This is a genomic window from Roseovarius aestuariivivens (assembly GCF_004761875.1).
Taxonomy (GTDB): domain Bacteria; phylum Pseudomonadota; class Alphaproteobacteria; order Rhodobacterales; family Rhodobacteraceae; genus Roseovarius; species Roseovarius aestuariivivens.
Map to the genome: position 1 here is coordinate 61703 of NZ_SJEY01000007.1, position 13411 is coordinate 75113.

Below are 13411 nucleotides of genomic sequence, written 5' to 3' on the forward strand. Positions count from 1 at the left end.
TCCATTCCGCCAGTGCGGTTACTCCTCGTAACGCCCGGGCGTATCATCTGTTCCGAAACCAGAACACAGGACTCAACCAAAGAGCAACCTGCGCGGTCTCCTTTCGCGAAGAAAGTGCCGGTCCGGCGGGCCGCACCCCGGGCAATCACCAAATCGCTCGTACTCAAAAAAACCCGGAGCGCGACCCATTGTCGACAATCGCATACCGTAAAAGCGCTGGTCCAGATACCACTGAAACTGTTACCATGTGCACAAATACAATTTGTTAATCACGAATTGTGAACTTGTGTAAGTCAGGATCACCACCATGGCCGACGGTCCCAAGAAAATTTTCGCTGGCGCGCATATCCGCCATCTGCGGCAAAGCCAGCGTCTGACGCAGGCGCAGCTGGCGCAGAAACTCGGCATCTCGACCAGCTATATCAACCAGATTGAGAACAATCAGCGGTCGCTCTCCGCCGCCGTCATCCTGGGGCTGGTCGACCAGTTCGATTTCAATCTCTCCGGCCTCATTCTCGACGACAGCGGCAAAATCGCGGTCGAACTTCAGGACGTTCTGAGCGACCCCGTCTTCGCCGATCTCAAGGTGCTGCGGCAGGAATTGAAGGTCGCGGCGAACAACACGCCGAACCTGACCGAGGCCTTTCTCCACCTCTACAAGGTCTTCCAGAGCACCCGCACCCAGCTCGGTCAGGTCGACAACGCGCTGCCCGGCAGCGAAAGCTCCGTCGCGCCCCTGCCTTATGAGGAGGTTCGCGACTATTTTCATCGCAAGGACAATTACATAGACGAGCTGGACCTCGCCGCCGAAAGCTTTACCGAAAGCCTGGGGCGGTCCCGGGCGGATCGCGTCGATGCCATCGCGGCCCATTTGCAGGATCGGCACGGCGTGCAGATCGCGCTGGGCGACGGGCCCTCGCTGCGCAGCTTCGAGACCTCCACGCGCAAGCTGCACCTCAACGTCGGGTCAAGCCGCGCCACCCGGCTCTTCCAGATGGCCTATCAGGTCGGGCTGCTCGAACAGGCCGGGCTGATGGAAAACCTACTCGACAGCGCGGGCTTTCACACCCCCGACGCGCGCGAAGTGTGCCGCATGACCTTCGCCAATTACTTTGCCGGCGCGGTGATCCTGCCCTATGCCCGCTTTGCCAGCCGTGCGGCGGCCCTGCGCCACGATCTCGACCGCCTGGCGCTGGAATTCGGGGCCAGCCGAGAACAGGTCTGTCACCGCCTGTCGATGCTGCAGCGGCCCGGCCAAAAGGGCGTGCCGTTCTTCTTCGTGCGCGTCGACCGCGCCGGAACCGTGACGAAGCGCCACAGCGCCACAAGCTTTCAGTTCACTCGCTTCGGGGGAAGCTGCCCGCTCTGGAACGTGCATCAGGCCTTCGAGTCGAATCAGGATATCCTCACCCAGCTGGCCACCACGCCCGACGGCATGGGCTATCTCTGTCTCGCCTTCGCCAAATCCGCGCCCCGCACCAGCGCGACCGAGATGCCGCGCAAATACGCCATCGGTCTGGGCTGCGAGATCAGCCATGCGGATCGCATCGTCTACGCCGACACGCTCGACACCTCGGATCCCGCGCGGTTCGATCCCATTGGCACGTCCTGCCGGATCTGCGAGCGGGGCGATTGCAGTCACCGCGCGGTGCCGCCCATCGCGCGGCGCATTCGCATCGACCACAATGCCCGCCGGGCGGTGCCTTTCCAGATCGACGATTAGCGGCGTTCGAGACGCGACAGAAGCGCTTTGGCCGCCGCCTGCTCGGCCTGCCGCTTCGACCCTGCGGTGGCCGCTTCGGCCTGCCCGTTCTCCAGCTGCGCCTCGATGGTGAATTGCGGCGCGTGGTCCGGCCCGGTGCGGTCGCGCTCGCGGTAGACCGGCGGTTTCAGCCCCTTGGCCTGCGCCCATTCTTGCAGCGCGGTCTTGGCGTCGCGGGCGTCGGCCTCGACCGAGCTGATGCGCGCGCTCCAAAGACGCAGGATCATCGCCTGCGCCGCGTCGAAACCGCCATCGCGGTAAACCGCCGCGATGACCGCCTCCATTGCGTCGCCCAGAAGCGCCTGCTTGCGCCGCCCGCCCGACAGCATCTCGGACCGCCCGAGCTTGAGCACCGCGCCAAGATCGACCGCGCGCGCCACCTCGGCGCAGGTTTCCTTGCGCACCAGCGCGTTGAACCGGGGCGCAAGCTGCCCCTCGGCCGCGCCGCGGTCATAATCCAGAAGCGCCTCGGCGATCACCAGGCCCAGCACCCTGTCGCCTAGAAATTCCAGCCGTTGGTTGTCGTCCCGCGTGGGCGAGGCCATGGAACTGTGTGTGACCGCGCGCACCAAAAGCTCCGGCTTGGCAAAGGTATGGCCGAGCCGCGTCTCGAAGGCCTTCATCTCCGCCGATAGTTTCACGGTCGCGCTGTCCTTTCGGTCAGTCCAGCTTTTCGAAGAACCGGTCGCCGCGCCACGTCCAGAAGAACAGCATAGACCGTCCCGCCGACGAAAAGATCACGCGGTCGGCGCGCCCGATAAGGTTCTCGTAGGGCACGTATCCCACGCCCTGCGCTGTCAGAGGCGCCCGGCTGTCGGTGGAATTGTCGCGATTGTCGCCCATGAAGAAATAATGACCCTCGGGCACGGTATAGATGCCGGTGTTGTCATACCGCTGGCGGGTGATGTTGAGGATGTTGTGCGACAGACCGTTGGGCAGGGTTTCGATAAAGCGCGACTTTTCGCAGATCGCGCCCATGCCCACCGCCCCGTTTTCGCATTGCGGCGTGCGGCCCAGCGGACCCTGACGTTCCATCACCTCGGTGAAGGTCCCCGCCGGTTCCAGCTCGACCGCAGTGCCGTTGATGTGCAGCACGCCATCGCGCATCTGCACTGTGTCGCCCGGCATGCCGACGACCCGCTTGATATAGTCCGTGCCGTTCACCGGATGACGGAAGACGATGATATCGCCGCGCTCGGGCTCTCCGCCCAGAAGACGCGTGTTGTCGCCATCCAGAAACCCGCAGATCTTCTGCGCGTCGATGTCGATGCCGAAACTGGGCAGGCGCACGTTCGGGCACGACGCGTAGGAATAGCCATACGCCATCTTGTTGACGAACAGGAAATCCCCGATCAGCAAGGTGTCCTTCATCGACCCGGATGGAATCCAGAACGGCTGAAAGAAGATCGTGCGGAAGATGCCCGCGATCACCAGCGCCCAGAACACTGTCTTGATGGTTTCCCAGATCGTGCTCGATGTCTTGCCTTCGCCGGCCATGTCGCTCTCCGCTTGCCTCGCCGCTACATGCGGGGCGGGCGTCCGGGTGTCAAGGCGGGCCGATGGCCGGGCAGGTCTTCCACGGGATGCGCTTCGATCACCACAAAGGCCTGCGCCCAGGGATGATCGTCGGTCAGGCTGACATGTATGACTGCCTCGTGCCCCTCTGGCGTCATCTCGGCCAGCCGCTCGGCGGCCCAGCCGGTGACAGTCATGACCGGCTGGCCGGTCTCGATATTGGCCACCGCCATGTCGCGCCACGCTATGCCCATGCGCAGTCCCGTGCCCAGCGCCTTGGAACAGGCCTCTTTCGCGGCCCAGCGCTTGGCGTAGGTGCCCGCCACATCCTTACGCCGTTCGGCCTTGCGCTGCTCGGTTTCGGTGAAGACGCGGTTGCGAAACCGGTCGCCGAACCGCGCCAGCGTGCCCGAAATGCGCTCGATATTGGCTAGATCGGTGCCGACGCCAAGGATCATCTGCGTACCTCCCTTAGGCCTGAAACAACGGAAAACTGACGCCCAGCGCCCAGGCCAGCGCCAGCCCCAGGGCAAGCCCCGCACCGCCCGCACCATAGCGCGCGGCGCTCACGCGGCCCACCCGGCCGAAGCTGACATAGAAAAGCACGATCACCGGCGCAATCAGGATCAGGAAAAACAGCCCCTCGAAATCCAGCGCCACGGCGATGGCCAGCGACACCAGAAAGCCCAGCCGCGCCAGCACCCGCCGCCCCATCCGCGCGTCATGCACAAGCCAGTTATCGGCCAGCATGAAGGGCACCGCACCAAGGCTCAGCGCCGCGATGATCGCCAGCCGCTCCGGGCTCGGCCAGAAATTGGCGCCGTACCGATGCAGCGCGAAACCGAAGACGCCGATGGTCCATATCAGCACAAGCGCCGCACCAAGCGGGCTGATCCGCCCGGGCGGCCCGCAAAGCCACCAGAGGACAGCCAACTGCAGCACGCCGTATAACGCCAGGTGCAGCGCCAGGTAATCGGCCACCAGAACCGGCAGCACCGAGGTTTCCACCGGCCAGGCCAGCAGCGGCGCAGCAAGCATCGGCCCCACCACGGCCAGCGCGAATCCTCTGGGTGACAGCGGCACCGTCTCGACCGGCCGCGCTGGAAAGGCCCGCGCCACCGGTCCGAAGAGCACGGTAATCGCCGCCAAAAGACCCAGCAACGCCCATCCTGTCTGCGGCACCGGCGCGGTCTGCTCGCGCCCATAGCTTTCGTTGAGCCACGCCAAGGCCGCCGCGCGCCCGGCGCGCGAGTGCAGGATCGCCACATGCTCCACCGCGGGCGCAATCATCGCCTTGCGGCGCACGCCCTCTGCCGCCTCGGCCACGGCGTCATTGGCAAAGCCCTGCAGGCGCGGCTCCCACGCGCCGGTGATCAGCAGCATGTCGTCGGGAAATTCCGGCGTCACCGCGCCGGAAAAGGTCGCCAACAGCACCAGCGGTCCAATCCCCTCGGCCTGCGCCGCGGCGCGCACCAGCACATCGGTGGCCATCGAATGGCCCACCAACGCCACCGGCCTCGCGCCGCGCACCGCCTCGATCACCTCGATCGTCTGGTCCACCAAAAGCCGGGTCGTGCCATCCACCGCCGTCACGTCGCCCGACATCGGCACCGGATGCTGGCCGTGACCCAGAAAATCAAAGGCGTAGACGTCATAACCGGCCTGCGCCAGTACCAGCCCGTAGCCCTGCATCATCTGCCAAGATCCGGCAAAGCCATGCGCCAGCACCACAACCGGCCCTCCGGTTCCGTCGCTCATCCGCACGGCCGGCGTCTCGCGCAGGTCGAACCGCTCGAACGAGATCCCCCACCGCGCCCCTTCCAGAAGCCAGACGGCCCAGACCGCCACCAGCGCGGAGATCACCGCAATCCAGTGCCGTCGCCGGACGCTCACGCCGGATCGGCCCCTGCAAAGCCAGCGCCCGCCCTCAAGGCGTCGCTCTCCAAAGTAAAAGCCTCACGCCGGCCCATGCGAAGAATCCGGCGAAAAATATCTCTATAGCCCGTCTTGCGCGCCCATACGCTGCTCGGACACGACGCAGCGAAAAGACGCTCGCGTAGAAAAGATAGATGCCAAGCCCGAGGCCCGCACAGAGGCCGATGGTCACTACATTCCCGGCTCCCAGCGCCAAGGCCGCGACCCACGCGAGCACCGCCTTGGGGTTCAGGACGTTCAGCAAGAAACCGCGCCGGACCATCCGAAGTCCGCTTTCGTCGCGCACACTTGCAGAAGAATCCTCCTCGCCTTCGGATCGCATCGCGGAGCGGGCGGATAGAAATGCGAGATAGAAGAGATAGGCCGCCCCAATCAGTTTGAGGGCCAATAGCGCCGGCGCGAAATGCGCAATCAAAAGGCCCAGCGCCATCCCGGCCAGAACGCCCCAGAGGGCCAACCCGCCGGCCAGGCCAAGCGCCATCGCCACACCCTGCCTGCGCCCCCGCGCCATCGCGATCCCCGCAACGGCAAGGGTCGCCGGACCCGGCGATCCGGCGGCAAAGGCGAAACTGACGACCGATGTCATTGTTGCAACGTCCCACCAGCCCATCATCCGCGCTCCCTCTCTTCATGCGCTTTCAGACGGCTGATCGTGTTCCCCGCACCAAGCCCGTAGAAGAACCGGTTCACGATGAAATAGCCGCCCGCGTAAATCGCCAGCAGCAGCCAGAACTGCCGCCCGTCCACCGGCGCAATCGCAAGCTTGGCGAACTCGGGCGCCACCTGTGGCCCGGCGAACGCCAGCGCGAGATTGAGCAACGTGGCGATCCCCGCCGCAACCCCGGCAAAACGCCACGCCCGCGCCGACGATGGCCGCGCCCGTTCTCGTTTGGCCAGCTGCCCGCCCTCGATCAGCGCCGCAATCATCGCCGGTACCATGAGCTGAAGCGCGCCGCCGAACGATAGCCCCGGATCCCGGTCGAGCCACAGCACGACCTGCGCCACGCCCACGGCGACAGCTAGGAAAACAAAGGCGTAGCGCAGCCAGACCATCAGAGACCGCGCGCCACGTCCATAAGCCGGCGCATCTCGGAAATCGCCGGGCCAAGCCCGCGAAAGACCGACTCGCCGATCAGGAAATGTCCGATATTAAGCTCCATCACCTCGGGAAAGGCAGCGATCGGTGTCACCGTGTCATAGGTCAACCCGTGCCCCGCATGCACCTCAAGTCCCAGCCCGTGCGCAAAGCCCGCCATCTCGCGCAGGCTTTCCAGTTCGGCGTCGCGGGCGTCGAACTGCCCCTCGGCATGGGCGTCGCAATACCCGCCCGTGTGCAATTCGATCACCTCTGCGCCCACGGCCTTCGCGGCCTCGATCTGCGCGGCATCGGCGGCGATGAACAGGCTCACCCGACAGCCCGCCTCGCGCAGGGGCGCGACATAATCCGCCAGTCGCGCTTGATCACGCGCCACGTCAAGCCCGCCCTCGGTCGTGCGCTCCTCGCGCTTTTCCGGAACAAGGCAGACCGCGTGCGGCTTGTGACGCAGGGCAATCGCCTGCATCTCTTCCGTCGCGGCCATCTCGAAATTCAGCGGCACGCGCAGGGCGGCCATCAGCGCATCGATATCGGCATCGACGATATGCCGCCGGTCCTCGCGCAGATGCGCGGTAATGCCATCGGCGCCCGCGTCCTCGGCCAGCTTGGCGGCCCGCACGGGATCGGGATACGCGCCCCCCCGCGCGTTGCGCAGCGTCGCGACGTGGTCGATGTTCACCCCAAGCCGCAGTTTTCCGGCCTCGCTCATGATGACGGCTCCTTCCCGATACTTCTGGTCTGTCCGGCAACCTAGAGCGTTTCACGGAAAACCTGAAATCCGGATTTTCGCGAAATGCCACGCCGCCTGCGTGACCGCCCCGCGTCTCTCGGCTTGCTGCCGCCCCCGGTGCAAAGCCCCGGCGCGTGCGTCCCGTCAGATCTTTCCGTCCGCCTTGTCGTCGCTCTTGCGCGCCGCGCGCGCCTCTTTCTTTTCCTGCTTGGCCTCAGCTTTGGCTTCGGCCTTGGCCGCCGCCTTTTCCTTGAGCGCGGCAAGCTTGGCCTTGATCGTGCCCTTGCGGCGGTTCTGGTAGGCCTGAATCACCGGCAGGCTGACGTAATAGCCCAAAAGACCGAAGAAAGCCCCGGGCACAAGCCCGCCAACAAGATAGGGCAGGAAGACCTCGTCGAAAAAGATTCGCAGATGCGACCAGTCGGACGGCGCGTCGGTGAAGAGCGCCCAGATATTCTGCTTCAGGTCGCGGCCCGCATCGACAAAAGTGCCGCCCAGCGTGCCCTGAACCTGATGTTCGATCATGCCCCGCATACCGAAAATGGCGTGCCCGGTCTGCAGCGACATCGCCGCGATGGGCAGAAAGGTAAGCGGATTGCCGACGAAGGTCGACAAAAGCGCGGCCACCACATTGCCGCGCATCACCCAGGCAAGACCTGCGGCAAGGAAGAAATGCAGCCCGAAGAGCGGCGAAAAGGTCACGAAGATGCCCGCGAAGATGCCCCGCGCGATGCGATGCGGCGGATCGGGCAAACGGCGCACCCGGTGCTTGACGTATTGGAACGCGCGCGACCACCCGCTTTTCGGCCAGAATACACGCAGCGTGGCTTTCCACCAGGGCAGTCTGTCTCGGCGTTTGAAAACCACCTGTCGCGGCTCCTAGGCTAGGCTCGGTTCTGCCGCTCCCACGGTTCCCTGCGCGGGATCGCGGAAGCGCTCAATCGCGGCCACATCGCTTTCGGCGTCCAGAACCGAGATTAGCCCATGCAGATGCTCGGCGTCGCGCAGTTCGATATCCACCAGAAGCCGGTAAAAGTCTGGCTTGCGGTCCACGAAGGTCAAGTCCGAGATATTGGCCTTCTGCTCTCCGATCAATGTGCAAATCCGTCCCAGCACCCCGGCATCGTTGCCGACCGTCACGTCAAGGGTCACCACATAGACCGCCGCGTGCCGTCCGCTGTGCCAGTGCAGATCGATCCAGCGCTCTGGCTGATCCTCGAAGGCCTGCAGCGACTCGCAGTCGATGGCATGCACCACCACGCCCTTGCCGCGATAGGTGATCCCGACGATGCGCTCGCCCGGAAGCGGCTGACAGCAGGGCGCGCGTTCAAAGCGTTGATCCGGGGCCAGGCCCACCACCGCGCGGTCGCGGCCCACCTCCTGCCCGGTCTCCGGCGCAAGATCGGGGTAGACGGCATTGAGAACCTGCGCCGCCGTCAGCTCCGCAGAGCCCAACCGCGCCAGAACCTCTCCCCGGTTCTTGAGCCGGAGCGTCTTGGCGGCGCGATCAAGCGCCTTGTCAGTCGGTTTCTTGCCCACATGCTCGAAGGCCGACCGCGCCAGTTCACGGCCCAGCCGGATGTACCGGTCGCGGTCGAGTTCGCGCAGCGCGCGCCGTATGGCGGACCGTGCCTTGCCCGTGGTCGCGATATCCAGCCATGTGGCCTGTGGTGTCTGGCCGTCGGCGGTGATCACCTCCACCGACTGGCCGTTCTTGATCCGCGTCCACAGCGGAACGCGCATTCCGTCGATCTTGGCGCCGACACAGGCATGTCCGATCCGGGTATGGATGGCATAGGCGAAATCGATGGGCGTCGCGCCGCGCGGCAGCTTCACTACGTCACCCTTGGGCGTAAAGCAGAACACCTTGTCGGCATACATCTCCAGCTTCACCGCCTCCAGGAAGGCGTCGTGATCCTCCTCGTCGAACTGCTCGGTCAGCGAGGCGATCCACTTGGCGGGGTCCACGGCAAAGGGGTTTTCCGCCCGCTCACCATCGCGATAAGACCAATGCGCGGCCACGCCGGTCTCGGCCACCTCGTGCATCTGCCGCGTGCGGATCTGCACCTCGACGCGCTTGCCGTCACGGCCCGAAACCGTGGTGTGGATCGAACGGTATCCGTTCGATTTGGGCTGGCTGATATAGTCTTTGAAACGCCCCGGAACGGCGCGCCAGCGGTGGTGGATCGCCCAGAGCACGCGATAGCAGTCTTCCTCGCCCTCGGTGATGACCCGAAAGCCATAAATGTCCGACAGCCGGGAAAAGCCCATCTGCTTTTCCTGCATCTTGCGCCAGATCGAATAAGGTTTCTTGGCGCGGCCAAGGATCTCGGCCTCTATGCCCGCCTCATCAAGCTCGTGGCGCATGTCGCCGGTGATCCGCTCGATCACGTCTCCGGCCTCGCGCTGCAGCGTGATGAACCGCCGCATGATCGAAATCCGCGCCTCGGGATTGATCACCTGAAAGGCCAGATCCTCGAGTTCCTCGCGCATCCACTGCATGCCCATCCGGCCCGCCAGCGGCGCGAAGATATCCATCGTTTCGCGCGCTTTCTTCAGCTGCTTGTCGGGACGCATCGCCTTGATCGTGCGCATGTTGTGCAGCCGGTCGGCAAGCTTCACAAGGATCACGCGCATGTCCTTGGACATCGCCATAAAGAGCTTGCGAAAGTTTTCGGCCTGCTGGGTCTCGGTGCTGCTGAGCTGCAGGTTGGTCAGCTTGGTGACCCCGTCCACAAGATCGGCCACCTCGCTGCCGAATCGCTCGGCCACGGCGTTGTAGGACGCGCGCGTATCCTCGATCGTGTCGTGCAAAAGCGCCGTGACGATGGTGGCATCGTCCAGCTGCTGCTCTGTCAGGATCGCGGCGACCGCGACCGGATGACTGAAATAGGGCTCGCCGGAATGGCGTGTCTGCCCGTCATGCATCTCGCGGCCAAACTCGTAGGCCGCGCGCAGCATCGTCTCGTCGGTTTTCGGGTTGTACTTGCGGACCAGGCCAACGAGGTCATCTGCACCAATCATCCGGCCCGGTTCCCGTCACATCCACGGCCCGGGCTTAGCCCTGGCCCTGCGCCTCCATAAGCGCGCGCAGCAGTTTCTCTTCAGACATATCATCCTCGGCAGGCTTTTCGCCCTCGTCGCCCATCAGCAGCGCCATGGAATCCTCTTCCGGCTCGTCGACCTCGATCTGGCTCTGGTTCGATTCGATCAGGCGTTCGCGCAGCTCGTCGGCCGGCTGGGTTTCCTCGGCGATCTCGCGCAGGGCCACGACCGGGTTCTTGTCGTTATCGCGGTCCACCGTGATCGGAGAGCCGGCGGAAATCTCGCGCGCCCGATGGGCGGCAAGCAAAACAAGCTCGAAACGGTTCGGAACCTTGTCGACGCAATCTTCGGTGGTGACGCGGGCCATGAGACCTCCAGACGGGATAGGGGCTGCGAAAAGTGCCTCCTAGCGGCTATCGGGAAAAATTACAAGCGGGTTTCCGGCCCCCGTTGGCCTTTCTGCTTGCCGTGACGAACGTGAACCGCCGCCAAACCCGGGCCAACCCGCAGGGCCCCGGAATGATCGCCGATCAGGGCTCGATCGGGCGGACCGCCGCCAGATCGCCGGGATCGAGAGCATCGCGCAGCTCGACGACATTGCGCCCCAGAAGCGGATGCACCCAGTCCGGAGCGATCTCCGCCAGCGGCACCAGAACGAAGGCGCGGTCCTGCAGGCGCGGATGCGGAACAAGGACCTCTTCGGGCGCTTCGCGCATCTGCACGTCCAGCGGCAGGTCGCGCCAACGCGCCTGGGTTTCGGCATCGGGCAGCACGAGATCGCCCGCGGCCAGCAGATCGAGGTCGAGCGTGCGCTGACCCCAGCGTTTGTCACGCGCCCGCGCGAACAGCGCCTCGACGCGGTGCAACAGCGCCAGAACCGCCTTGGGGCCGCCGTCAAAGCCGATTTCGGCGGCTGCGTTTACGTAATCCGGCCCCACCCCGGCGGGAAAGCACGGCGTCGAGTAGAAACGGCTGACCTGCGACACTTTGGCGCTATTGCGGGACAATTCTTCAACCGCAGCGCGTAATGTCTCGGTGGGCGATCCCACCTTGGATTGCATGTTTCCGCCCATCGCGATCAAGAAAGATTGATACTTTGCTCCCATCACCTATCCTAAAGAGGCATGCCTAGACACTTGTCGTCTGCGTACTAAACTTTTAAGTACACTCGCCAGTCCCGTCTGATTAAAATTTACGCAACAATCACCACTCACGGGCCGGGACTGCCAGATTTGGAAGGATTATTGATGTTTTACAAGGACGAACGGCTTGCGCTGTTCATCGATGGTTCGAATCTGTACGCCGCCGCCAAGGCGCTCGGCTTCGACATAGACTACAAGCTGCTCAGAGCCGAATTCATGCGCCGTGGCAAGCTTCTGCGCGCCTTCTACTACACCGCGCTTCTGGAAAACGACGAATACTCGCCGATCCGACCGCTGGTCGACTGGCTGAACTACAACGGGTTCACGATGGTCACGAAACCGGCCAAGGAATACACGGACAGCCAAGGCCGCCGCAAGGTCAAGGGCAACATGGATATCGAGCTGGCCGTCGACGCGATGGAGCTCGCGCCGCGGGTGGACCATATCGTGCTTTTTTCCGGTGACGGCGATTTCCGGCCGCTGGTCGAAAGCCTTCAGCGCTCGGGCGTGCGCGTTTCGGTCGTGTCGACCATCCGCAGCCAGCCGCCGATGATCTCTGACGACCTGCGCCGGCAGGCCGACAATTTCATCGAGCTCGAAGATCTCAAAGAAGTGATCGGACGTCCGCCGCGCGAAGACGCGCCGGACCGCGCCCGGATGGCCGTCAACAACGACTGACGCGCCGCGGCGCCTATGGCAGCGACCTTGATAGGGTGGGCAATTTGCCCGCCCTTCGTAGTTTCAGGTGTAGACTTGGATCGACACGCGGCTGGCGCGGAAGATCCCGGAACGCGGCACGCAATCGGCACGGCGGGGCGCCTTGAGCGTCGTGACCAGCGTCACGGTATGAATCCCCTTGCGATATCGTTTCATCACGCGCCGAAAGGCCTCGGTCACGGTCAGGATCCGCCGGTGGGGACGCGCCGGGTGGGCCAGTTGGGTCACCGCGCTTTCCACGCGGCTGCGCGTCACCACGCTTTCGGCCACGCAATGGCCTTCCTGTCCGAAGCAATCGCCATGTCCGAATACCACGAAGCGCCCGGCATAGCCTTCCTTCGCGGTCCGGGGCGTGTCCGGACCCGCATCGCGGTTGTTGAAGAACGCGCGCACCTCATAGCTCATGCCCAGATGGCCCACGCCCTCGAAGACAAGATCGGCACGCTTGACCGCGCGCCACTCCTCGGCCGTCATGTCGAAGGTCAACGGCATGTGGCTCACACCCTCGCGGTCGTCCTCGCTGACCCTTTCATCGGCGGAAAATCCCAGCATCGCAGCCCTCCCTCACGCCACCGCGGCCATGGCGTAGCCATAGTTCAGCCTGTCGATCTCCAGCACTTGCGCCACGGTCATCGGAAAGGGTGCCAGCACCGCATTCAGAAGGTCGGGCGGCGGGTCGCGGCCCAGCGCGCTGTTCTGCCACAGATACCACAGTCGGTCGATCATCGCGTGATGCGACCAGAAGATCGGATCGTAGGCCGCCGCCGGCACCTGGCTCATCGCGCCGCCCACCCAGACATGCACGTCGCCATGCACCTGTTCGAGGCTGGTGTTGAAATCCCCGTAGGTCGATTGCGTCAGCACCAGCGTGTCAAGCGTGGCCTGCGTCGGAAGTTCGTCCGGCGCATCCGGATCGCGTTGCGTGACGGGCGCGCCGGTGGCGCTGATCACACCCGGCAGTTGCTGGCGCACCAGCTCGACCAGCGGGGCGGCCCAGATCCCGGTGACCGCGCCCTGGCCCGGACAGGCCGCCACCTCGGTCGCATGCAGCGGGTTGGCCACGCCGTCGACCTCCGCCTCGGCATAGGACGGCGGCAGGCCGACGCTATGGGCCTGCGGACTGGCCCAGTCCCACCAGGGCAGGCCGATCTCGGCGAATTCCTGGACTTGCGGCGTGATCTCGGTAAAGCGCGGACCCAGCCGGGTCTGCAGCGCAAGCTCGAAATAGTAGAGATAGGCGCGATGCCACGGCAGGAAGAGCGGCGAGCCGTGCTCGCACCAGAACGGCAGCGCAAGCCCGTGCAGCGAGGCAAAGAAGTCGAAGCCCCGGTCGTCGCCCTGCGATTTCAGCCGCGCGAAGGCGTCGCGAAAGAGCGACAGCGCCGAAGGCTGAGCCTCGATCGACTGGATGCGCAAACGGACCGCCATGTGTCCTTTCCCCTGATCCGACACGCGAGAGCATACCACAT

Annotated in this window: 15 protein-coding genes; 2 read left to right on the top strand and 13 right to left on the bottom strand. The window is 64.5% G+C overall.

Going from position 1 to position 13411, the window contains the following annotated elements; translation table 11 throughout:
* Positions 1–307 precede the first annotated feature (307 nt).
* On the top strand, positions 308–1723 hold the full coding sequence (locus EZV60_RS12250; RefSeq protein ID WP_135505881.1) for a helix-turn-helix domain-containing protein: 1416 nt from the start codon (positions 308–310) through the stop codon (positions 1721–1723).
* Here the strand turns inward: EZV60_RS12250 and rnc are convergent.
* The 11 genes from rnc to folK form a co-directional block, all read right to left on the bottom strand.
* Entirely contained in the window at positions 1720–2403 is a 684-nt protein-coding gene (gene rnc, locus EZV60_RS12255) for a ribonuclease III (RefSeq protein WP_135505882.1), read from the bottom strand. The genes EZV60_RS12250 and rnc overlap by 4 nt on opposite strands.
* Before the next feature lie 19 nt (positions 2404–2422).
* A complete protein-coding gene (lepB, locus tag EZV60_RS12260; protein ID WP_135505883.1) occupies positions 2423–3259 on the bottom strand; it encodes a signal peptidase I in 837 nt (278 codons plus the stop codon).
* Between the two features lie 23 nt (positions 3260–3282).
* The gene (gene acpS / locus EZV60_RS12265; protein ID WP_135505884.1) at positions 3283–3735 is read right to left on the bottom strand and encodes a holo-ACP synthase; all 453 of its coding nucleotides are present in this window, start codon (positions 3733–3735) and stop codon (positions 3283–3285) included.
* Between the two features lie 13 nt (positions 3736–3748).
* Entirely contained in the window at positions 3749–5170 is a 1422-nt protein-coding gene (locus EZV60_RS12270; protein WP_210115088.1) for an esterase/lipase family protein, read from the bottom strand.
* A gap of 34 nt (positions 5171–5204) precedes the next feature.
* Entirely contained in the window at positions 5205–5825 is a 621-nt protein-coding gene (locus tag EZV60_RS12275; RefSeq protein ID WP_135505885.1) for a LysE family translocator, read from the bottom strand.
* Positions 5822–6265: an ABZJ_00895 family protein gene (locus EZV60_RS12280; protein WP_135505886.1), complete on the bottom strand. Its 444-nt coding sequence runs from the start codon at positions 6263–6265 to the stop codon at positions 5822–5824. Before EZV60_RS12280 ends, EZV60_RS12275 begins: the two co-directional genes overlap by 4 nt.
* Complete coding sequence (locus tag EZV60_RS12285) at positions 6265–7017, bottom strand: pyridoxine 5'-phosphate synthase (RefSeq protein WP_135505887.1); 753 nt, start codon at positions 7015–7017, stop codon at positions 6265–6267. Before EZV60_RS12285 ends, EZV60_RS12280 begins: the two co-directional genes overlap by 1 nt.
* A gap of 165 nt (positions 7018–7182) precedes the next feature.
* Positions 7183–7905 (bottom strand): DUF2062 domain-containing protein, encoded by a 723-nt coding sequence (locus EZV60_RS12290; RefSeq protein ID WP_135505888.1) that lies wholly within the window; start codon positions 7903–7905, stop codon positions 7183–7185.
* Between the two features lie 12 nt (positions 7906–7917).
* Positions 7918–10062, bottom strand: coding sequence for a RelA/SpoT family protein (locus EZV60_RS12295; RefSeq protein WP_135505889.1), 2145 nt, complete (start codon positions 10060–10062; stop codon positions 7918–7920).
* Between the two features lie 34 nt (positions 10063–10096).
* Positions 10097–10450: a DNA-directed RNA polymerase subunit omega gene (gene rpoZ, locus EZV60_RS12300; protein WP_135505890.1), complete on the bottom strand. Its 354-nt coding sequence runs from the start codon at positions 10448–10450 to the stop codon at positions 10097–10099.
* Between the two features lie 163 nt (positions 10451–10613).
* On the bottom strand, positions 10614–11189 hold the full coding sequence (gene folK / locus EZV60_RS12305; protein ID WP_135505891.1) for a 2-amino-4-hydroxy-6-hydroxymethyldihydropteridine diphosphokinase: 576 nt from the start codon (positions 11187–11189) through the stop codon (positions 10614–10616).
* Positions 11190–11330: 141 nt separating this feature from the next.
* Between folK and EZV60_RS12310 the strand changes: the two genes are divergently transcribed.
* Entirely contained in the window at positions 11331–11903 is a 573-nt protein-coding gene (locus EZV60_RS12310) for a LabA-like NYN domain-containing protein (RefSeq protein WP_135505892.1), read from the top strand.
* A 63-nt stretch (positions 11904–11966) separates the two neighbouring features.
* Here the strand turns inward: EZV60_RS12310 and EZV60_RS12315 are convergent, their stop codons facing one another.
* Both EZV60_RS12315 and EZV60_RS12320 read right to left on the bottom strand, forming a co-directional pair.
* Positions 11967–12494, bottom strand: a complete 528-nt coding sequence (locus tag EZV60_RS12315; protein WP_135505893.1) for a hypothetical protein — start codon at positions 12492–12494, stop codon at positions 11967–11969.
* A gap of 12 nt (positions 12495–12506) precedes the next feature.
* Positions 12507–13370, bottom strand: coding sequence for a tyrosinase family protein (locus EZV60_RS12320; protein WP_135505894.1), 864 nt, complete (start codon positions 13368–13370; stop codon positions 12507–12509).
* Positions 13371–13411 lie beyond the last annotated feature (41 nt).

Coding starts and splice junctions, on each gene's coding strand:
- lepB (WP_135505883.1), bottom strand. CDS start 3,259: ATGGCCGGCGAAGGCAAGACATCGAGCACGATCTGGGAAACCATCAAG.
- rpoZ (WP_135505890.1), bottom strand. CDS start 10,450: ATGGCCCGCGTCACCACCGAAGATTGCGTCGACAAGGTTCCGAACCGT.
- folK (WP_135505891.1), bottom strand. CDS start 11,189: ATGGGAGCAAAGTATCAATCTTTCTTGATCGCGATGGGCGGAAACATG.
- EZV60_RS12310 (WP_135505892.1), top strand. CDS start 11,331: ATGTTTTACAAGGACGAACGGCTTGCGCTGTTCATCGATGGTTCGAAT.
- EZV60_RS12295 (WP_135505889.1), bottom strand. CDS start 10,062: ATGATTGGTGCAGATGACCTCGTTGGCCTGGTCCGCAAGTACAACCCG.
- EZV60_RS12315 (WP_135505893.1), bottom strand. CDS start 12,494: ATGCTGGGATTTTCCGCCGATGAAAGGGTCAGCGAGGACGACCGCGAG.
- EZV60_RS12250 (WP_135505881.1), top strand. CDS start 308: ATGGCCGACGGTCCCAAGAAAATTTTCGCTGGCGCGCATATCCGCCAT.
- EZV60_RS12320 (WP_135505894.1), bottom strand. CDS start 13,370: ATGGCGGTCCGTTTGCGCATCCAGTCGATCGAGGCTCAGCCTTCGGCG.
- acpS (WP_135505884.1), bottom strand. CDS start 3,735: ATGATCCTTGGCGTCGGCACCGATCTAGCCAATATCGAGCGCATTTCG.
- EZV60_RS12280 (WP_135505886.1), bottom strand. CDS start 6,265: ATGGTCTGGCTGCGCTACGCCTTTGTTTTCCTAGCTGTCGCCGTGGGC.
- EZV60_RS12285 (WP_135505887.1), bottom strand. CDS start 7,017: ATGAGCGAGGCCGGAAAACTGCGGCTTGGGGTGAACATCGACCACGTC.
- EZV60_RS12275 (WP_135505885.1), bottom strand. CDS start 5,825: ATGATGGGCTGGTGGGACGTTGCAACAATGACATCGGTCGTCAGTTTC.